The following is an 18,611-nucleotide window of genomic DNA, read 5'->3' as shown; positions in this document are numbered from 1 at the left end:
TGATTTCGTCAGGCAACTATAAAACAGCAGAACGAGAATTACTATCATTTGCCTTGGGCGTTACGGGCGAGCCAGGCGGCGGCCCTATCGGCAGACAGGGTCAAATCCTGTGCGTTTAGCCGAGATTAGCGTCCCATCGCGGCGAAAAAGGTTGCTATTGCCGCTCGCTCATGAGTTAATGATGTCGGCCTGTGGTACAGACCTATTTATGCACGACATTTTGAGTAAAGTAGTTCAAATTTAAAGCGTTATCCCGGATAGCCCTTCTCTGACGAATTTCCTTTCCAGTGCCTCCATAAGTAACTGATGACCGGCTACCTCGCCCATGGCGGCTTACATTTATTATTGAAGGAAATTAGACATGTCTAACATGATCAAAGGTCAAGTGAAGTGGTTCAACGAAGCTAAAGGTTTTGGTTTCATCACCCCAGCAGACGGCAGCAAAGACGTATTCGTACACTTCTCTGCTATCCAGGATCAAGGCTTCAAGACCCTGGCTGAAGGCCAGAACGTACAGTTCTCTATCGAGAACGGTGCGAAAGGTCCATCTGCGGCTAACGTTACCGCTATCTAATTGGCGTTTCCCGCTGATTGAAAAGAACCCGCTGCGGCGGGTTTTTTTATGCCTGCAATTTGGCAGCGCGCAAAAAAAAGCCCGCAAGTCTGCGGGCAAAAGTTCCTTGTTACTTCTTCATTTGCGAGCGCTTCTCTGGGGGGGAAACGCCTGAAGACAGGCTACGCGAGACCGGCTTAAGATTCTGCGGCCAAACCGTTAAGAAAGTGAAAATCCAGGCGGCTGCTACGCTGATAGCAGAGGCCGGCAGGGCTGGAGCGGTGTCCATCGCCTCCGGTTTTGTAATACACTGACGGCAATCGTAAATAAGGGAGAAGGGTATGCAAGTTAACGATAGAGTGACGGTAAAAACAGACGGCGGCCCGCGGCGTGAAGGCGTCATTCTGGCCGTAGAAGTGTTCAACGAAGGCACCATGTACCTGGTTTCTCTTGACGACTACCCGGCGGGCGTATGGTTTTTTAATGAGATCGACAGCCGTGACGGCACGTTTGTGGAGCCCTGTCGCGAGCACGGGCAGTAACTTAGGCTAATCTCATTAATTTGCTAATGAAATTGTCCATTTTGAGATTATTTCATTGCGGTAAGATTTTTTTTATCGACGGCAAAAAAATACCCGTTGCGCTAGCGGGGGATAACGCAACAGGTATTTTTTTGTGGTTCCAGCGGCTGCTATCCAGATGACATTATCATCGGGTATTTAACGGCTGGTAAAACAGAGCGGGGGCGTTCTCTGTGGTTCAGCGGCTATTGACGAATATTCCACTGGTCAATGTATCGGTCAAACGAACAACGTGATAAATGATCTGCTTGTTGTGCGTTTTTATTTTCCGCTTGATGTTTCCCTTGTGGGAAGAGACCGTTTTGGCCTTTATTTGCATCTGGTCTGATATCTGGATGGTGCCTTGACCGGACATCCACATGCGTAACATGTTTGATTCAGTCTGGCTCAGCGTTACCGGCGTTTGATCCAGAGAGGATTTCTCCGTACGGAGGGACGTTCTCTCGAGATAGTGGCTAAGTAGCTGATTCATAGTCTCTGGTTTGATGGATTTTGACGATATGATGACGTTCTTGCGAACATATAAATAATCGTCGAAATGTACGTTGGTAATGGCCATGAAGATGAAGAATAACGTATCCGGGTGCAGTGAAATCACCCGTTTTATTCGCTCGGTGGCGTTTGCTTCGTGGATGAAGCAGTCCTCGTTAATAAACACCAGGCTTGGATTCAACTTGCTGCATTTTTCATGCAGGCTGTCAATGTCCTCGATGGCATTAATATGGCGCTTCTTCACGCCATGCGAAGTCAGATAGTCGGTTAACCCCAATCTGGTATAGCTGCATGAATCCATGATAATCGTTGGCATATCGCACCCCCACTTAAATCCGTTTTACTGCGGTAATATGAAAAAAGCCTAAAAAGCCGAAAGGCAAAATGGAGCAATAATTCAGTGTAGCGAGTGTTCTATCAATAAACACGGCGTCACTCAATGATATTTTCATACTAAACTTATTAATTGCATGAATCTATAAGTTTGGCTTAAGTCAGAGCGATCTGCTGCTCGTCCAGCTTCGGCATGTTGAGCCTGATCTGCGCTTGGCGCCCGCGCCTGCCGGCATTGCTTGCCGCGAATCTGTTCATCATGTCACGAAACAAAATTTTAGTTTGCTAGGAAAAGTCTTAAAAAAAATTCATGTGTCGTTTTTTTGAAGTCTTTCAGCGCATTTTTTGAGTGATTAAAAAATACCCTCTCTGAGGTTATTTTATTTTTTTGTTTAAAAATCATTAAGTTGTGTTGATTTCATGCTTTACATGCTAATGATTAGCACTTCTTTTTTTATCATAACGGCAAACGAAAGTTAACATTATGGCCGGAATGTGTAGCTTATTTGTTGCTATAAATCACCGTTTTACAATGAGTTATCTGGATATTTATTTTAAATGAAATAATTTTCGTGAATGTTTAACGGTGATTGAGTGATTTCTCTAAACTATCATCCTGCTGCCCGATCCGCAGGGGAGGAATGGCAGGTCGGAGTTGTCTCTGGCCCGCGTTGGTTTTAACTTGCCTCTCCACCTTTCAAAAACAGGATGTCGCGGTGAGACGGAATCAGTATGGGCAGCCGATAGGCGAAGCCCTCCCTCATTGGCAGCCGGCAGGCATGCCCGGGCACTCGCCACTGCAAGGGCGGTTTTGCCGCCTCGAACCGCTTAACCTCGAGCGCTGGGGGGAGGCGCTTTATCAGGCTTATCAATCCGCCGAGGACGATCGCGACTGGACTTATCTGTTTTGGGAGCGGCCGCAGTCGCGCGCAGATTTCCAGCGTTATCTTCAGGCTCAGGCGTCCAGCGCTGACAGAAACACGATGGTAGTGATCGATCAGTCAAACGGGCGTGCGGTGGGAAGCTGCGCTTTTTTGCGCATCGATCCTGCCAACGGCGTGGCCGAACTGGGCACCATCAACTGGTCGCCGCTGATGAAGCGCAGCGCGCTGGGCAGCGAGGCGATTTTCCTGATGCTGCGGCATCTGTTCGACGATCTTGGCTACCGGCGCTGCGAATGGAAATGCGATAGCCTCAATCTTCCTTCACGCCAGGCCGCCGAGCGCTTGGGTTTCCGCTATGAAGGCACCTTCCGCCAGGCCGTCGTCGTCAAAGGACGCACGCGCGACACCGACTGGCTGTCGATCGTCGACGGGGAATGGCCGGCGCGGCGCGCGGCGTTTGCCGCCTGGCTGTCGCCGGATAATATCGGCGATGACGGGCGGCAAGAACGGCGTTTGCAGGCCTTCCAACTCGGGTAATACGCCGCGCGCGTTAGGCCGTTTCCGCCAGGCAATGGCGCAACGAGTCCAACGCCAGCCGGATGTCCTGTTCCTCCGTCATCCAGTTGACCAGTGCGGCGCGGATCCCCGGCTGACCGTTATAACGCGTAGGGGTGCAGCACACCACGCCGTGCCGGCTCAGGCGCTCGAGAAAACGATCGCGCGCCGCCTCGCTGTCGCCCTGTGGATGGCTGAGTGCGAAGCAGACCACGTTCAAATTCACCGGCGCCAGCAGCTGGAAACCGTCATCGGCTGCCAGCGCCGCCCCCAGCGCCTGCGCCAATCGGACGTTGCGCTCGACGATATCCCGTATGCCGCTGCGGCCATAGGCTTTCAGCGTCAGCCAGAGCGGCAGGGCGCGGAAGCGGCGCGAATTCTCCGGCGTCAGATGCAGATAGTTGTCTGGCCGCAATGTCGGTGCTTCCAGATAGGCCGAATGGTTCTGAAATACCTGCATTTGCAGATCCAAATGGCGGGTAAATTGGATCGCGCTGTCATAAGGCACGTTCAGCCACTTGTGTGCGTCGACAGTGATGGAATCGGCATGCTGCCAACCCTCAAGCCTTGGAGCGTATAGCGGTGAGCATGCCGCCACGCCGCCAAATGCCGCATCGACATGCAGCCAAAACGGATAACGCTCCCGCAACGTCAGCAGACGCGGCAGATCGTCGAACGCGACGGTGTTGACCGTACCGGCGCTGGCCAGCACCAACGTTGGCTGGCCGGCGCCGGCGGCGAGCTGCCGTTCCAGTGCTTCCATATCCATGGCTTCCGAGTCCGGCAGGCTGGCGACGGTCGTCAGCGCCTCGCGGCCGATACCGAGCATGCTGAGCGCCTTCACGCTGCTGGAATGTGGATTGGCCGACAATACCCGGATGGAACCCAGCGCCGCCAGGCCCTGTTGGGCGATATCCACGCCGTGCTGTTGTCCCAGCCACTGCCGGCCAATGGCCAGCCCGGTGAAATTGGCCATGGTCGCGCCGCTGACCAGGCTGCCGCTGAACGTTTCCGGCAGGCCCAGCAGGGATTTCAACTGCGTCACGGCCGCCAGCTCGATCGTGGCTGCGATGGTATCATGGCTGAGCAAGCTATTTTGGTCTGTCACGCTAACCAGCCAGTCCGCTGCGACCGCCGCCGGGGTGCCGCCGCCGGTGACGAAGCCGAAATAACGCGGGCCAGCGCTGGCGGAAATGCCGGCCTGATAGCGTTGCCAAAAGTTATCCAGCGCCGCCAGGGCGCCTTCGCCGTTTTCCGCCAGCCGATCGTCTCCCGGATGCAGCTGCTGTTGATCGCGCGGTGGGCAGACCGAGCGTTGCTGCAGCCCGGTCAGAAAATCTTCCGCCAACTGGCGAGTGTGGTCGAGGATCTGCGGAAACTGTGCGAGGTCTTGTTGTAAACGTGGGTGCATGGCGGCTCCGAAAGCGTCAGGGATGATGGGGTAAACATAGAACATTTGCCTGCCGGTCAAAATCGATGAAAAATAACCTTTTTGGATAGCCTGGTTAACCAATGATGAATGAACGCATTCCCCTGCATGTCTTGCCGACCTTTGCGATCGCCGCCAGGTTGGAAAATTTGCGCGCCACGGCGCAGCAGGTGCATTTGACGCACGGTGCGGTCAGCCAGCAAATTCAGTTGCTGGAGCAGGCGGTCGGCTATCCGCTGTTTGAACGGCGCGGGCGCGGCGTGCGCCTGAATGCGGCCGGGAAAGAGATGCTGGCGGCGGTGGAACCGGCGCTGCAGGCGCTGCAGCAGGGCGTCGCCCGCGCCCGACGTGCGGCGACAAGCCAGACGCTGCGCATCAGCGTGTTGCCGTCTTTTGCCCATTATTGGCTGTTGCCGCGTCTGCCTGCTTTTCATGAGGCCTGCGCCGATATTGCGCTGGATATCGATGCGTCGCTGGCGCTGCAGGATCTGTCGCAGCGAGGGTTCGATGCGGCGATCCGCATCGGCAGCGGTCAATGGGCGGGGCTGCAGGCGCAGCGCATCGCGTCGGGTGACGTGCTGCCGGTCGCTTCGCCGGATATGGCGCGAGAATGGGGGGCGGCGTTCGAGAACGGTGGCGATATTCCGTTGCTCGAGCACGACGTCAGTCCCTGGCGCGATTGGTTCAATGCGCAAGGGCGCTCGCTGTGCGGGCGGCAACAGGCGTTGTTCAACGATGCCGGATTGTTGATTCGCGCGGCGGAGCAAGGGTTTGGCATCGCGCTGGCGAAAAAGCTGCTGGTGCAGGATGCCCTCGACGCCGGGAGACTGGTGGCGTTGGCCGCGCCCTGTCGCCTGAGCGATGACGACGTTTATCTGGTGTGGCCGCAGACCGCCGGGCTGACGCCGGCGGTCACCCGCTTGCTGCAGTGGCTGCAGCAACAGTTGGCGGCGATTTAACGGCGCAGCCATTCCGGTTGCGAGGTGCCGAGCGTGGTCGCCGGCAGCGCCCATTGCAGCGTCGTACCCTGCAGGCTTAACGGGGCGCGCAGGCGTTGCGCGCCCCCCCAGTAAGTCAATTCCGTTTCCGGGTTCTCGTCGGCGGGGCCGGCCGGCGCCAGCGGTTCCGGCCGATAATCTGCCGAACAGGGATGCGCCAGCAGCAGCTGCGCCGTACGCGCCAGCGACAGCCGCGCGTGGTAGCCGGTGCCGCGGCTCAGGCGCTGCGCCATACCGGTCAGCACCGCCGCCGCCATCAAATAGCCGGTGGCGTGATCCAGAGCCTGTACCGGCAACGGCACCGGCAAACTGGCGCTACGCCAAACCATGCCCGCCTCCGCCAACCCGCAGCTCATCTGTACCAGGCTGTCGAAACCGCGCCGGGTGCGCCACGGCCCGCTCCAACCGTAGGCATTCAGGCAGACGTCTATCAGGCCCGGCGCCAGCGCGCGCCTTTCCTCCGCGCCATAACCCAATTTCTCCAGCGCACCGGCACGGTAGCCGTGCACGATCACGTCGGTGTTTCTCAGCAGATGTTCAAACGTATGGCGATCGTGCGCATTGGTCAGGTTGAGGCGCGCGCTGCGCTTGCCCAGCATGACTTCGTGTTCAACGCCGGGCTCATCCCAACCGTAGGGATCGATGCGCAGCACGTCGGCACCCAAACCGGCAAGAAAACGCGTGGCGATCGGCCCGGCGAGAATGCGCGTCAGATCCAGCACCCGTACGCCGTGCAGCGGCCGGGCGATGGGTAGCGCCCAGCCCGGCGGTGGCGCTTCCGGCTGCAGCGAGGCGTGGATCAGCGGTTCGAGCGCTATGCTTTTGCCCTGAATATGTTGTCGCCACGCGGCCGCCGAGCGCATTTGGGCCGCACAGCCGCCGGCTTCGATCACCGCTTCCTCCAGCTCGCTTTTTTTCCAGCCCAGCACGCGTTCCGCCAGCGTGCCTTTATCCGATGCCGAACCCAGCACCTGCTCCACCGCTCGCCGATGGTGCGGCGCATTGGTATGCAGGCGTATCCAGCCATCCGTCGTCGCATAGTCGCCGGCCAGCGCGTCCCAGGCCGCAGGCAGCGTCCACCCCAGCGGACGCAGCGTCCAGCCGAACCAGAGCGAGGCCAGGCGTTGATCGACCCAGACCTGCGGCGCGTCGGCTGCCTCGCGGCGAAGCAACTCGGCGCAGGCCAAACCGGCGGCGCTCCAGGCGGCGGTAGCCAATTCGGTTACGGGAAAAGCCGAAGGCAATGCGCCGGTGCCGCTTACGGTTAGCCGGTCGGCGGGGGCGGGGCGCTGCCCCAGGCTTTGCCAAATTTCGTCGAGCAGAGTGTGGATCAGAGGCGTCATCGGCCACTCCTTGCGGGTCGTCGGAAATATAGCCTAGCGTAGCCCACCGCCGGCGACCTTGCTAAGGCGCAACGTCGAACGTGCGGCCATCGGCCCGTTTGGCGCGCAGGCTGCGGGCCGCTACGCCGGCGAATGGCTGCGCGCTGAAGTTGGCGGTCAGCGCTTTGTCCCACAGGGCCTGATGCAGCGGCCGGAAGGCGGCGTCGGCGCCCAATGTCGCCATCTTCTATTTGTGACATCGAAATATCATTGCGGGTATTCCAGTTTATTTTTCGTTTAATAAATTAGCCTTTACTTCATTACCCGACGTCACTATACTCAGCCAAAATTTCGGTGGAGAAACCCAATTGGACAGTTGTAGTTGTAATAAAATAAATAAGGCAAGCTGACCAATTCTCTTCTGATTTGTTGCTTGCCGTTATCGGCGGGCAGCACCCCTCTCCAGTTATTTCTGAGCTGTGCATACCCGAATAAGAAAACGTTTCCTGATGCCAGGTGGCTTCAGGCGAATTGAGTTGGACGTTATTATGGTATTCTGCAGCCACAGCCTTTTCCCTCCAGGCATGACACGCTGATTCGCTGATTTATTTTCAGCGCGATTTCGCGTGTGCTAAACAGCACATGATTTTATCTCCTGCGGTTAATTAAGGGGACAGTCATGGCTATGACTCCTTTCGTTTTGAATTTATTGCTGGCGATGTGCCTGGGCGCGGTGATTGGCGCCGAGCGCCAGTGGCGCCAACGCATGGCCGGCCTGCGCACCAATGCGCTGGTGGCGACCGGTGCGGCGGTCTTCATTCTCAGCTCCATGTCCACCGATCCGGCCAGCGCCGGCCGGGTGGCCGCGCAGATCGTCTCGGGTATCGGCTTCCTCGGCGCCGGCGTAATCATGCGTGAAGGGCTGAACATTCGCGGCCTCAACACCGCCGCCACGCTGTGGTGTTCGGCGGGGATCGGCGTCCTGTGCGGCCTGGGCCAGCATTGGGATGCGGTGGTCGCCACGCTGGTGATCCTGTGCGCCAATATCCTGCTGCGCGAGGCCGCGCAGCGCATCAACCTGCAGCCGCACCAGCAGGCGACCGATCTGGAACTGTGCTATCGCATTCAGGTGACCTGCGGCGAGCAGGATGAAATTCTGGTGCGCACCCTGATTCTGCAGGCGCTGAACGGCGTCGCCTTGCGGCTGCAATCCTTGCGCAGCGCCGATATTGCCAGCCCGGGGCAATTGGAAGTGTGCGCGGAAATTACCGCTACGCCGGCCGCGCAAAAAGAAATTGAGGGTATTGTTTGCCGCGTCAGTCTGGAAAAAAGCGTGAGTGCCGTGCGTTGGCGCGTCGCGTCCGAATTACCGGTCTGAGTAATAATATAAATATTGATTAACTTTATTATATGTTCGGTTTTATTCATGAGTGCCTTGAATAACGCGGAACATTAAGGAGGCGTTATGGACGATGACCCCGGAAGGGAAATGATTCTTGCGTGGCTGACAGGGTAATCACGCTATTCAGTCACGCTAATTAAAAAATTCCACTCTGCGCAGAGTCACCTGTTTATCGGGCGGGATCTCCCTGTGCGCAGAACGAAAATAAGAGAATAGCGTTATGACTCAGATTAATGAAAGAATGCGTCGCCGTGATAAAGACGCGGTGACCTACGCCATTGCGCAAGAGGCGACCAACAGCATCGCCCAAACGCTGGCGAACCTGAAGTGCAACCGCAACGGCTTGACCCAGGACGATGCCGATGAGCGGCTGGAGCAGTTCGGCGCCAACCAGGTCGCCCACGACAAGGCGCCGCATGCCTTGATTCAGTTGATCAAGGCCTTTAACAACCCGTTTATCTTCGTGCTGATGGTGCTGGCTGCGATCAGTTTCTTTACCGATTATTGGCTGCCGCTCCAGAGCGGTGAAGAAACTGAACTCACCGGCGTCATCATCATTCTGACCATGGTCACGCTGAGCGGGCTGCTGCGTTTCTGGCAGGAATACCGCACCAACAAAGCGGCGGAAGCGCTGAAATCGATGGTGCGCACTACCGCCACGGTGCTGCGCCGCAGCAGCTACAGCGCGCATCCGCTGACGCTGGAAGTGCCGATCCGCGAACTGGTGCCGGGGGATATCATCCAGCTCTCCGCCGGTGACATGGTGCCGGCCGACGTGCGTCTTATCGCCTCGCGCGATCTGTTCATCAGCCAGGCGATTTTGACCGGCGAGGCGATCCCGATCGAGAAATACGATGCGATGGGCAACGTGGCGCAGAAGTCGAGCGAAGGGGAAGTGTCCAGCGAGAACGCGCTGCTTGAGCTGTCCAACATCTGCCTGATGGGCACCAACGTCGCCAGCGGTACCGCTACGGCGGTGGTGGTGGCGACCGGCGGGCGCACCTACTTCGGCTCGTTGGCCAAGTCGATCGTCGGTTCGCGGGCGCAAACCGCGTTCGATCGCGGGGTGAACAGCGTCAGCTGGCTGCTGATTCGCTTCATGCTGGTGATGGTGCCGGTGGTGTTGCTGATCAACGGCTTCACCAAGGGCGACTGGAGCGAGGCGGCGCTGTTCGCACTGGCGGTGGCGGTCGGCCTGACGCCGGAAATGCTGCCGATGATCGTCAGCTCCAACCTGGCGAAAGGGGCGATCGCCATGTCACGCCGCAAGGTGGTGGTGAAGCGCCTGAACGCCATTCAGAACTTCGGCGCCATGGACGTGCTCTGCACCGACAAGACCGGCACCCTGACCCAGGATCGCATCATTCTCGAGCACCACATCGACGTCACTGGCGCCAGGGATAACGAGGTGTTGCACCTGGCCTGGCTGAACAGCTTCCATCAGAGCGGCATGAAGAACCTGATGGACCAGGCGGTGATCCGTTTCGGGCGCGGCAAACCGGGGATCGAAGCCCTGGGCCGTTTCAGCAAGGTGGATGAGCTGCCGTTCGATTTCGTGCGCCGCCGTTTGTCGATCGTGGTGGCGGACGAAAATGGCAAGCAGCAGCTGATCTGTAAGGGCGCGGTAGAGGAGATGCTCGAGATCGCCACCCACGTGCGCGAAGGCGACAAAACGCTGGAACTGGACGACGCGCGCCGTGCGGCGCTGCAGGCGCTGGCCCGCGAGTATAACGAAGACGGTTTCCGCGTGCTGGTGCTGGCGACGCGCGAGCTGGATGCGCAGCGCCCGGCCGAACCGCTGAGCGTGGCCGACGAGCGCGACATGGTGGTGCAAGGGCTGCTGACTTTCCTCGATCCGCCGAAGGAGAGCGCGCAGCAGGCGATCGCCGCACTGCAGGAAAACGGCGTGACGGTGAAGGTGCTGACCGGCGACAACCCGGTGATCACCTGCAAGATTTGCCGCGATGTCGGGCTGGAGCCGGGCGAGCCGCTCTCCGGGCTGCAGATTGAACAGATGGATGACGAAGAGTTGGCGCGCGAAGTGGAACAACGCACGGTCTTCACCAAGCTGACGCCGCTGCAAAAATCGCGGGTGCTGAAAATGTTGCAGAGCAACGGCCATACCGTCGGCTTCCTCGGCGACGGCATCAACGATGCGCCGGCGCTGCGCGATGCCGACGTCGGCATTTCGGTCGACACCGGCACCGACATCGCCAAGGAATCGGCGGACATCATCCTGTTGGAAAAGAATCTGATGGTGCTGGAAGAGGGGGTGATCAAAGGGCGCGAGACCTTCGGCAATATCATCAAGTACCTGAACATGACCGCCAGCTCCAACTTTGGCAACGTGTTTTCGGTGCTGGTGGCCAGCGCCTTCATCCCGTTCCTGCCGATGCTGGCGATCCACCTGTTGATTCAAAATCTGATGTATGACATTTCCCAGCTGTCGCTGCCGTGGGACAAGATGGACAAAGAGTTCCTGCGCAAGCCGCGCAAGTGGGATTCCAAAAACATCGGGCGCTTTATGCTGTGGATTGGGCCGACCTCGTCGATCTTCGATATTACGACCTATGCGCTGATGTGGTACGTGTTCGCCGCCAACAGCGTAGAACACCAGGCGCTGTTCCAGTCCGGCTGGTTCATTGAGGGGCTGCTGTCGCAAACGTTGGTGGTGCATATGCTGCGCACCCAGAAGATCCCGTTCATTCAGAGCACCGCGGCGCTGCCGGTGTTGCTGACCACCGGGCTGGTGATGGCGCTCGGCATCTACATTCCGTTCTCGCCGCTCGGCGCCCTGGTTGGCCTGCAGCCGCTGCCGTGGGAATACTTCCCGTGGTTGGCCGCAACGCTGGTCAGCTACTGCGTGGTCGCGCAGTTGATGAAGCGTTTCTATATCCGCCGCTTCGGCGAGTGGCTGTAAGCCGCCTCGGCGTTCACTTCGGGGGCGAAATTTTTCGCCCCCGCACCGCTACAGCAGTTTGTTGACCAGCAGGCCGAGCATGATGGTCAGCGTGAAGGAAAACAGCGTGCCGAGCAGCACATACTCGGTACGCATCTTATCGTCACTTTGGCGCAGATCGCCGAAACGGAAGATAGATTTGGCCGCCAGTAAAAAACCGATCGCCGGAATTTGCCCCAGCAGCACGAAGGTCAGGATCAGCGTTCTTTCCAGGTAGCCAATCTGTTTGCCCGCGCGCAGCAGCGAGTCGTTGTCGGCCTTGGCCGAAGGCGGCATTTGCGGCGTCCAGCGCGCCAGCAGTTGCCCAATCAGCAGGCTCATCGGCAGATAAATCAGGCTGTAGGCCACCAGCACCAGGCCGGTTTGCCAACTCCCCAGTTGCCGTCCCAACGCCGCGAGCAGTTCACCGGCATTCGGCGTCAGCCCCAGCCACAGTAAGGCGATCACCGCCAGATGCAATCCCTGATCGAGCAGAAAGCTGCGGGCCGGGCTCAGGCGGTTCATCGCGGTGACTTTCAGCAAATCGATCAGGTAGTGGCTGACGGCGATGGCCAGCAGGCTGGCCAGCACCTGCAGTGAAGACAGTCCGCCGTGCAGCAGGCCGAAACCGGCCACTACCCAGGCGGTCAGCACCCCGTGCAGCAACGCGTGCAACAGCAGAAAACGCGAACGCGCGCGATGTTGGATTTTATCTTCCACCCAACTCAGCGGCTGCAGCGGAAAATCCGCCAGCAGATGGACGAGCAACAGCCAGGCCAGCAAAGGCGCATAGGTCAGATCCATGGTCAGACGATCCTGTTAATGGCGTGAATAAACCGCATGATTTCCTCATAGGCCGCGCGTTTCAGCGCGGCGGAGACCGTGGAGGCGGCTTTTTGCAGCTGGTCCGCCACGGCGGCGCCGCTGTCGGCGAACATTCTCGCCTGAACGATGCGCGCTTCGGCCTGTGACAGGCGGCCAATTACATGATCTAACATCGGCAGCAGATCGCTGACAATGGCGTTTGTCCGATCGTTGTCGGTTTTCAGAGCCAGCCGGCAATTTTTTGCCATGGCGTCCAGCGCGCTGCCGGAGTTGATAAAGGCGCTGCCGTAACCGGCGGCGTCGGGCCGTTGGCTACCCAGCCCGACGGCGATGCGCGCATCCCAGTGCGCGGCGCCCATCGCCCGCAGCGCGAGGCGTATGTACACCGCCAGCAACAGCCCGTCCTCCGGCGCGGCCTGCGCCTGGAAGGCATCGCCGCGAAAGATTTCCACCTGATGCAGCCGCCCGTCACGCCGCAGCCGATCGAGCAGGTTATGCAGCCCATTGAGGTAGTTGACGGTGTCTGATCGGCGGGAATCGACCAGATCGCCGCTGATTACGCTGATTGGCGTCGGCATGGCGTGTTCCATTATTTGCGGAGGGATGACTATAAATTCGCACCTGGATACGAATATGTCAATAATTCGCCTCTAGGTGCGAATTTATGGGGTTTTCGCCTGTGAGGGCGAAACGAGGCAGGATGAGGAACGTGGGATGAACGGCCGGGAATGCGCGGGCCTGCCAGGCTCGCCACCGGCGACGTAGAGGGAAAATGGCCGGCAACCGGCTGTTCAGAAGCTTTTAACCAGCACGTCACGCGGCATTTCGCTGCCGTGTTTCAGCAGATGCTCAAACGATCGCTCGCTGCTTTTCAGCTGCTGCAAAAATTCCTGCGGCGACAGATCGTGTTTTTTGCCGCTCATGTAAGCCAGCGCCAGTTCTTTTGCCTGATAGCGGGAGAAGTTGTACATGGTGTCCTCGATACGGTGAATGTCAGTGCTCACGATTGTAGCGAAAGAGCACATAATGAACAGCGGCTTTGGCGTATGGAATCGATAGCCGAAACTTAACTTGCAGGCTGCAACAGCTCATCGCACAGGCGCTTGATCACCTGAGCTTGCGGCAGGCCGTTGTGCAACATCTGGCGGATATGCTCCGAATCGCTGATGCCCTGGCGGACATGGCGCTCGACGGCCTGCAGCAGGGCACGATCCTCCCGTCGCTCGGCAAAACCGCTCAGCGCTTCGAGAGTGTGCAGGATGTGGGCGGTCAGGCTGCTGCGGCGCAGCGTCGCGGGATCGACGTATTCGGCGGCAAAGCCGCTGCGATAGGCGTTGATCTTGTTGTAATTGGTGAAGGCATCGTATTCCGGCGCGATCGGTGAGCGGTGCTGCAACAGAAAATCGGCCAGCAGGCGGCAGTAACCGACCAGCAGCACGGCGTGGGTGAGGCGCAGCGGCGTATCGCAGATGCGGATCTCTACCGTGCCCAGCTCCGGTTTTGGCCGCGCATCCCAGTAAATATCCTTGACGCTTTCAATCACGCCTGCGGCATTCAACCGTTCGTAGTAGGCGTTGAATTCATGCCAGCTGTAGATGTGTTCCAGGCATCCGTAGTTGGGGAAGGAGTTCTGGGCGCTGAAGCGGGAACTGGCAAAGCAAGTGTCGACCCCCTGATACAGCGGCGACGAGGCGCTGAGCGCGATCAATTGCGGAAAGTAGGGCGTCAGCGCATGGCACAGGTACATCGCTTCGTCCCCGTCGTTGACGCCGAGGTGAATGTGTTGGCCGAACACGCAGGCCAGCTTGGAGAGATAGCCAAAACGGCTGGCCAACTGCCTGTAGCGCGCGTTGTCGCTGATGACCTGCTTGCGCCAGTCGTTGCTCAGGTGGCGGCCTCCGCCGCAGACGTCACAGCCCAGGCGCTGCGCGCTGCGCCGGACGGTATGGGTCAGGGCGCGCAGCTCGGTGTGCAGCTCATCGAGATCGCGGTGCACCGAGCTGTTCAGCTCCACCATCGATTTGGTGAGCTCATGCTTGACGCGCCGGCGGTCGCCGACCGCGCTGACCACCCGATCGGCTCGATCCGTAAGATCGTAGTGCTCGGCATCGACCAGCTGTAACTCTATTTCGGTGCCGATGGAGAGCCTTTCCGAACGTTTGAATGTGAGCGGCATGGTACCTCCTTCCTGCAAGAACGGCATAAAGATAAGTATATGTCTCGGTGAGGGGGGCAACGTTTTGCATTTTATATTTGTTTTTTCGCATGTGAAGCTGGTATCTTCACGAGCGAGTTGTGGTGAAGAGAAAGGTTAACGGGAGTGTGACATGCCGTCATTGACGCCGCTGAAGCTGTTTAAAAACCTGTCTGACGAGACGCGTCTGACCTTGGTGCTGCTGTTGCGCCACGCCGGTGAACTGTGCGTGTGCGAGCTGTCAGGCGCACTGGCGCTGCCGCAACCCAAGATTTCAAGGCATCTGGGGATGCTGCGTGAAAGCGGGCTGCTGCTCGATCGGCGCGAGGGTAAATGGATACATTATCGCCTGTCGCCGCATATGCCGGCCTGGGCGGCGGCGATTATTGAGCAGGCTTATCAGTGCCGGCCAGAACAGATGACGGAGTTAGCACAACGCGTGGCGAAAGGTTGCCCGTAACGGTAAAAAATTTACGCAAACACATATGAAAAATCGAATATGTAAACTTAAAGGGGCGGAAGGACAGCGATGATAGTGGCAGGGGCGATCTTTATTCTGACGTTGATCTTGGTCATCTGGCAACCGAAGGGGCTGGGTATTGGCTGGAGTGCGTCGATCGGGGCGGGATTGGCATTATTGAGCGGCGTGGTGCACGTCGGCGACATCCCCGTGGTATGGCAGATAGTCTGGAATGCGACTGCGACCTTTATCGCCGTCATCATCATCAGCCTGTTGCTGGATGAAAGCGGCTTTTTTGCCTGGGCCGCCTTGCACGTCGCGCGCTGGGGCAACGGCAAGGGCCGCTGGCTGTTTACCTATATGCTCCTGTTGGGCGCGGCGGTGGCGGCGCTGTTCGCCAATGACGGCGCCGCGTTAATCCTCACGCCGATCGTGATCGCCATGCTGTCGGCGCTCGGTTTTCGTCCTGCGGCGGTGCTGGCTTTCGTCATGGCGGCGGGCTTTATCGCCGATACCGCCAGCCTGCCGCTGGTGGTGTCCAACCTGGTGAATATCGTTTCGGCGGATTTCTTCCACTTGGGTTTTACGGAGTATGCGGCGGTGATGGTGCCGGTCAACCTCGTCGCCGTGGCGGCGACGCTGGTGATGTTGCATTTGTTCTTCCGCAAGGATATTCCGCCGGGCTACGCGTTGACGCGTTTACCGGTACCGCGGGAAGCGATCCGCGATCGCGCGACGTTTCGAGCCGGTTGGGCGGTATTGGCGCTGTTGCTGATCGGCTTTTTCGCCCTGGAACCGCTCGGCGTGCCGGTGAGTTTGGTCGCCGCCTGCGGCGCGCTGGTGCTGCTGGCGGTAGCGAAACGCGGGCGGGCGATCGATACCGGCAAAGTGCTGCGCGGGGCGCCCTGGCAGATCGTGATTTTCTCGCTGGGCATGTATCTGGTGGTCTATGGGCTGCGCAATGCCGGCTTGACCGATCTGCTGTCCGGCGTGCTGGATGCGCTGGCGCGGCAGGGGCTGTGGGCGGCGACGCTCGGCACCGGCTTCCTGAGCGCGTTTCTCTCTTCCGTCATGAATAACATGCCGACGGTGTTGGTAGGGGCGCTGTCGATCGACGGCAGCAGCGCGGAAGGCGTCATCAGGCAGGCGATGATTTACGCTAACGTCATCGGCAGCGATCTCGGCCCCAAAATCACCCCGATCGGCAGCCTGGCCACGTTGCTGTGGCTGCATGTGTTGGCAAGGAAAAACATCGTCATTACCTGGGGCTATTATTTCCGCGTGGGACTGGTGATGACGCTGCCAATTCTGTTCGTCACCCTGGCCGCGCTGGCGCTGCGGCTGTCCGTTTTGCCATAACCGGAGCAACTGACATGAGCGACATCAAAATTTATCACAACCCGGCCTGCGGCACGTCGCGCAATACGTTGGCGCTGATCCGCAACAGCGGCGCTGAGCCGGAGGTGATTCTGTATCTGGAAACGCCCCCCAGCCGCGAACGGTTGATTGCGTTGCTGGCCGACATGAACATGACGCCGCGCGCGTTGTTGCGTAAAAACGTCGAGCCTTACGCCGAGCTGCGGCTGGACGACGGTGCCTGGAGCGACGATCAACTGATCGACTTCATGGTGCAACAGCCGATCCTGATCAATCGCCCCATCGTGGTGACGCCGCTTGGCACGCGCCTGTGCCGTCCGTCGGAGGCGGTGTTGGAGATTCTGCCGGATCCGCAGCGCGGCGCCTTCAGCAAAGAGGACGGCGAGCCGGTGATCGACGCGCAGGGCCGCAGGATAACCAAAGGCTGATCGCTGCGGCCCTGCGCCTGTTTTATCCCAAATCGCCGCCGGCGACCGGCAGCACCGTTCCGTTAATGTAACTGGCTTCGGCGCTGGCGAGGAACAGAATAGCGGCGGCTTGTTCATCGACGCTGCCGTAGCGGTGCATCAGACTGCTGTCGATAGTCTGCTCAACCACCTGCCGATACCAACTTTCTTCCTGCTGCGTCGGGGATTCGCGGTTGCGTGGCGTCAGCCGCGGCGGTGCTTCGGTGCCGCCCGGCGCCGTCGCGTTGATGCGAATGCCGGCTCCAGCGTATTCAAAGGCCAGTGACTGGGTCAGGGCATTGACGCCGCCTTTGGCTGCGGAGTAGGGAACGCGATTGACGCCGCGCGTGGCGACCGAAGAAACGTTGACGATCACTCCGCTCCCTTGCGCCAGCATATGCGGCAACGCGGCGCGGCAACCCCATAGCGTCGGGAACAGCGAACGCCGAATCTCCGCCTCAATCTGTTGCGGCGCATAGTCGGCAAATGGTCGCGCCCAGATGGTGCCGCCCACATTGTTCACCATAATATCCACGCGCCCAAAGTGCTGTTGCACCTGATCCAGCGCATCGCGCGCTTCTTCCCAATGCTCCAAATCGGCCTGCAGGGCGATGATATCGGTGCCGCGCTCGCGTAAAACGGCTACGACCTCCTCCAGATAGGGGGAGCGATCGATCAGCGCCAAACTCGCCCCTTCCCGAGCCGCGCGTTCGGCCACCGCTTTGCCGATGCCTTGAGCGGCACCGGTTATCGCCATTACCTGGCCGCTGAAACGTGACTTATCCATGGTCAACTCCTCTGATCGGCCTGGCTGGGGGCGAACTTCTCATAATGGAAGCTATTCGGGATAAAGGCGCGTCGCTGGAAATCGCCAAGCACCGCTTCCACCATCGGCGGCGGCCCGCACAGATACACATCCAGGTCACCGTTATTAAGCAGGCTTTCGTCGAGATGCTGGGTGACATACCCTTTATGCGTCGAAAACGACGTTTCACTGGCCACGCAGGTCAGATAGCTGAAATTCGCCAGACGCTGGCGATACGCCTCCAGCTGTTCCAGCTTGACCAGATCGTGGTCATGGGTGACGCCGTAGATTAGATGCACCGGCTGTTCGCTGCCGCCGAGCGCCAGATATTCCAGCATGGAAAGGAACGGCGCCAGCCCGGTGCCGCCGGCCAAAAATAACATCGGCCGCACCGGCGCACGCAGATAGAAACTGCCCTGTGGGCCGCGCAGACGGATCGCGTCGCCGGGGCTCGCCCGTTCTGTCAGATAACGGCTCATCATGCCGCCGGGCACGTTGCGCAGCAGAAAAGAGAGCTGCCGGCTGCCGGGCGGCGAACTGAACGAATAGGCGCGGCTGGCCGCACTGCCGGGAACGTCGATATTCACATATTGTCCCGGCAGGAACGCGATGCCGCGTTCATCATCCAGCGTCAGGCAGAACTCGATGGCGCTGTCCGACAGGGCGGTGGCGGAGGCGACGGTGGCGGTAAACATTTCGCTGGCGGTTTTACACATCGTCGAAGGCATCGGCACCTCGATGACGCAGTCCGAGAGCGGCACCATCTGACAGGTCAACACTCGCCGCTGTGCGGCTTCCTGCTCTGACAGCGCTTCGTCCAGATAGTCATCGCCCAGCTGATACTCTCCTTGTTCACAGTGGCATTTACAGGTGCCGCATACGCCGTCCGAACAGTCCATCGGCAGGTTGATCTTTTGTCGGTAGGCGGCGTCGAGTACTTTTTCATTCGGGTTGCATTGAATAAAGCGGCTGACGCCGTCTTCAAAATTAAGGGCCACGGTAAAAGACATACCTCAC

The 18,611-nt window shown here is 58.9% G+C and carries 19 protein-coding genes; 9 read left to right on the top strand and 10 right to left on the bottom strand.

Annotated features, from left to right (window positions below; translation table 11 throughout):
* Positions 1–361 precede the first annotated feature (361 nt).
* Both cspE and dsrB read left to right on the top strand, forming a co-directional pair.
* Positions 362–574 carry a transcription antiterminator/RNA stability regulator CspE gene (cspE, locus tag GT753_RS11230; protein ID WP_004935122.1) on the top strand — a complete coding sequence of 71 codons (213 nt, stop codon included), beginning with the start codon at positions 362–364 and terminating at the stop codon, positions 572–574.
* A 320-nt stretch (positions 575–894) separates the two neighbouring features.
* Complete coding sequence (gene dsrB, locus GT753_RS11225) at positions 895–1,095, top strand: protein DsrB (RefSeq protein WP_004935117.1); 201 nt, start codon at positions 895–897, stop codon at positions 1,093–1,095.
* Positions 1,096–1,312: 217 nt separating this feature from the next.
* On the opposite strand, the gene rcsA is transcribed toward dsrB, so the two are convergent.
* On the bottom strand, positions 1,313–1,942 hold the full coding sequence (gene rcsA, locus GT753_RS11220) for a transcriptional regulator RcsA (RefSeq protein ID WP_004935115.1): 630 nt from the start codon (positions 1,940–1,942) through the stop codon (positions 1,313–1,315).
* A gap of 796 nt (positions 1,943–2,738) precedes the next feature.
* Here rcsA and GT753_RS11215 point away from each other — a divergent pair.
* Positions 2,739–3,380, top strand: coding sequence for a GNAT family N-acetyltransferase (locus tag GT753_RS11215; RefSeq protein ID WP_079007628.1), 642 nt, complete (start codon positions 2,739–2,741; stop codon positions 3,378–3,380).
* Positions 3,381–3,393: 13 nt separating this feature from the next.
* Here the strand turns inward: GT753_RS11215 and GT753_RS11210 are convergent, their stop codons facing one another.
* On the bottom strand, positions 3,394–4,809 hold the full coding sequence (locus GT753_RS11210; RefSeq protein ID WP_015378335.1) for a pyridoxal-dependent decarboxylase: 1,416 nt from the start codon (positions 4,807–4,809) through the stop codon (positions 3,394–3,396).
* 101 nt (positions 4,810–4,910) lie between these two features.
* Between GT753_RS11210 and GT753_RS11205 the strand changes: the two genes are divergently transcribed.
* Complete coding sequence (locus GT753_RS11205; protein WP_075684965.1) at positions 4,911–5,786, top strand: LysR substrate-binding domain-containing protein; 876 nt, start codon at positions 4,911–4,913, stop codon at positions 5,784–5,786.
* Here GT753_RS11205 and GT753_RS11200 read toward each other — a convergent pair.
* Positions 5,783–7,168, bottom strand: a complete 1,386-nt coding sequence (locus GT753_RS11200; RefSeq protein ID WP_015378333.1) for a CoA transferase — start codon at positions 7,166–7,168, stop codon at positions 5,783–5,785. The genes GT753_RS11205 and GT753_RS11200 overlap by 4 nt on opposite strands.
* 61 nt (positions 7,169–7,229) lie before the next feature.
* Complete coding sequence (locus tag GT753_RS25710; RefSeq protein WP_015378332.1) at positions 7,230–7,391, bottom strand: hypothetical protein; 162 nt, start codon at positions 7,389–7,391, stop codon at positions 7,230–7,232.
* Positions 7,392–7,826: 435 nt separating this feature from the next.
* Here GT753_RS25710 and GT753_RS11195 point away from each other — a divergent pair, with 435 nt between their 5' ends.
* On the top strand, positions 7,827–8,525 hold the full coding sequence (locus GT753_RS11195; RefSeq protein WP_004935097.1) for an MgtC family protein: 699 nt from the start codon (positions 7,827–7,829) through the stop codon (positions 8,523–8,525).
* Between the two features lie 244 nt (positions 8,526–8,769).
* Positions 8,770–11,469 carry a magnesium-translocating P-type ATPase gene (gene mgtA / locus GT753_RS11190; protein WP_015378331.1) on the top strand — a complete coding sequence of 900 codons (2,700 nt, stop codon included), beginning with the start codon at positions 8,770–8,772 and terminating at the stop codon, positions 11,467–11,469.
* A gap of 48 nt (positions 11,470–11,517) precedes the next feature.
* Here the strand turns inward: mgtA and GT753_RS11185 are convergent, their stop codons facing one another.
* From GT753_RS11185 to GT753_RS11170, 4 genes are all read right to left on the bottom strand, one after another.
* On the bottom strand, positions 11,518–12,291 hold the full coding sequence (locus GT753_RS11185) for a DUF3307 domain-containing protein (protein WP_015378330.1): 774 nt from the start codon (positions 12,289–12,291) through the stop codon (positions 11,518–11,520).
* Between the two features lie 2 nt (positions 12,292–12,293).
* Positions 12,294–12,890 carry a hypothetical protein gene (locus GT753_RS11180; protein ID WP_015378329.1) on the bottom strand — a complete coding sequence of 199 codons (597 nt, stop codon included), beginning with the start codon at positions 12,888–12,890 and terminating at the stop codon, positions 12,294–12,296.
* 213 nt (positions 12,891–13,103) lie between these two features.
* On the bottom strand, positions 13,104–13,283 hold the full coding sequence (locus GT753_RS11175; protein WP_004935085.1) for a hypothetical protein: 180 nt from the start codon (positions 13,281–13,283) through the stop codon (positions 13,104–13,106).
* A gap of 95 nt (positions 13,284–13,378) precedes the next feature.
* Complete coding sequence (locus GT753_RS11170; protein WP_004935083.1) at positions 13,379–14,488, bottom strand: YbdK family carboxylate-amine ligase; 1,110 nt, start codon at positions 14,486–14,488, stop codon at positions 13,379–13,381.
* Positions 14,489–14,639: 151 nt separating this feature from the next.
* Between GT753_RS11170 and GT753_RS11165 the strand changes: the two genes are divergently transcribed.
* The 3 genes from GT753_RS11165 (at position 14,640) to arsC (ending at position 16,771) form a co-directional block, all read left to right on the top strand.
* Entirely contained in the window at positions 14,640–14,966 is a 327-nt protein-coding gene (locus GT753_RS11165; protein WP_015378328.1) for a metalloregulator ArsR/SmtB family transcription factor, read from the top strand.
* A 69-nt stretch (positions 14,967–15,035) separates the two neighbouring features.
* Entirely contained in the window at positions 15,036–16,325 is a 1,290-nt protein-coding gene (locus GT753_RS11160) for an arsenic transporter (protein WP_015378327.1), read from the top strand.
* A gap of 14 nt (positions 16,326–16,339) precedes the next feature.
* Positions 16,340–16,771, top strand: a complete 432-nt coding sequence (gene arsC, locus GT753_RS11155) for a glutaredoxin-dependent arsenate reductase (protein ID WP_015378326.1) — start codon at positions 16,340–16,342, stop codon at positions 16,769–16,771.
* Positions 16,772–16,793: 22 nt separating this feature from the next.
* Here arsC and benD read toward each other — a convergent pair whose 3' ends face one another.
* Positions 16,794–17,576: a benzoate diol dehydrogenase BenD gene (benD, locus tag GT753_RS11150; RefSeq protein WP_015378325.1), complete on the bottom strand. Its 783-nt coding sequence runs from the start codon at positions 17,574–17,576 to the stop codon at positions 16,794–16,796.
* Positions 17,577–17,578: 2 nt separating this feature from the next.
* Entirely contained in the window at positions 17,579–18,604 is a 1,026-nt protein-coding gene (gene benC, locus GT753_RS11145) for a benzoate 1,2-dioxygenase electron transfer component BenC (RefSeq protein WP_015378324.1), read from the bottom strand.
* Positions 18,605–18,611: the final 7 nt, after the last annotated feature.

Source organism: Serratia sp. Z4 (assembly GCF_009900725.1).
GTDB lineage: Bacteria > Pseudomonadota > Gammaproteobacteria > Enterobacterales > Enterobacteriaceae > Serratia > Serratia nematodiphila.
Note: the sequence above shows the minus strand (reverse complement) of the source record. Positions and strands in the feature narration are given on the sequence as shown.

What these genes read in the sequence shown, in the direction of transcription:
- GT753_RS11165 (WP_015378328.1), top strand. Translation starts at nt 14,640, where the DNA reads ATGCCGTCATTGACGCCGCTGAAGCTGTTTAAAAACCTGTCTGACGAG.
- GT753_RS11180 (WP_015378329.1), bottom strand. Translation starts at nt 12,890, where the DNA reads ATGCCGACGCCAATCAGCGTAATCAGCGGCGATCTGGTCGATTCCCGC.
- dsrB (WP_004935117.1), top strand. Translation starts at nt 895, where the DNA reads ATGCAAGTTAACGATAGAGTGACGGTAAAAACAGACGGCGGCCCGCGG.
- GT753_RS11205 (WP_075684965.1), top strand. Translation starts at nt 4,911, where the DNA reads ATGATGAATGAACGCATTCCCCTGCATGTCTTGCCGACCTTTGCGATC.
- GT753_RS11210 (WP_015378335.1), bottom strand. Translation starts at nt 4,809, where the DNA reads ATGCACCCACGTTTACAACAAGACCTCGCACAGTTTCCGCAGATCCTC.
- GT753_RS11170 (WP_004935083.1), bottom strand. Translation starts at nt 14,488, where the DNA reads ATGCCGCTCACATTCAAACGTTCGGAAAGGCTCTCCATCGGCACCGAA.
- cspE (WP_004935122.1), top strand. Translation starts at nt 362, where the DNA reads ATGTCTAACATGATCAAAGGTCAAGTGAAGTGGTTCAACGAAGCTAAA.
- GT753_RS11185 (WP_015378330.1), bottom strand. Translation starts at nt 12,291, where the DNA reads ATGGATCTGACCTATGCGCCTTTGCTGGCCTGGCTGTTGCTCGTCCAT.
- benD (WP_015378325.1), bottom strand. Translation starts at nt 17,576, where the DNA reads ATGGATAAGTCACGTTTCAGCGGCCAGGTAATGGCGATAACCGGTGCC.
- GT753_RS11215 (WP_079007628.1), top strand. Translation starts at nt 2,739, where the DNA reads ATGCCCGGGCACTCGCCACTGCAAGGGCGGTTTTGCCGCCTCGAACCG.
- GT753_RS11175 (WP_004935085.1), bottom strand. Translation starts at nt 13,283, where the DNA reads ATGTACAACTTCTCCCGCTATCAGGCAAAAGAACTGGCGCTGGCTTAC.
- GT753_RS25710 (WP_015378332.1), bottom strand. Translation starts at nt 7,391, where the DNA reads ATGGCGACATTGGGCGCCGACGCCGCCTTCCGGCCGCTGCATCAGGCC.
- rcsA (WP_004935115.1), bottom strand. Translation starts at nt 1,942, where the DNA reads ATGCCAACGATTATCATGGATTCATGCAGCTATACCAGATTGGGGTTA.
- GT753_RS11200 (WP_015378333.1), bottom strand. Translation starts at nt 7,168, where the DNA reads ATGACGCCTCTGATCCACACTCTGCTCGACGAAATTTGGCAAAGCCTG.
- benC (WP_015378324.1), bottom strand. Translation starts at nt 18,604, where the DNA reads ATGTCTTTTACCGTGGCCCTTAATTTTGAAGACGGCGTCAGCCGCTTT.
- arsC (WP_015378326.1), top strand. Translation starts at nt 16,340, where the DNA reads ATGAGCGACATCAAAATTTATCACAACCCGGCCTGCGGCACGTCGCGC.
- GT753_RS11195 (WP_004935097.1), top strand. Translation starts at nt 7,827, where the DNA reads ATGGCTATGACTCCTTTCGTTTTGAATTTATTGCTGGCGATGTGCCTG.
- mgtA (WP_015378331.1), top strand. Translation starts at nt 8,770, where the DNA reads ATGACTCAGATTAATGAAAGAATGCGTCGCCGTGATAAAGACGCGGTG.
- GT753_RS11160 (WP_015378327.1), top strand. Translation starts at nt 15,036, where the DNA reads ATGATAGTGGCAGGGGCGATCTTTATTCTGACGTTGATCTTGGTCATC.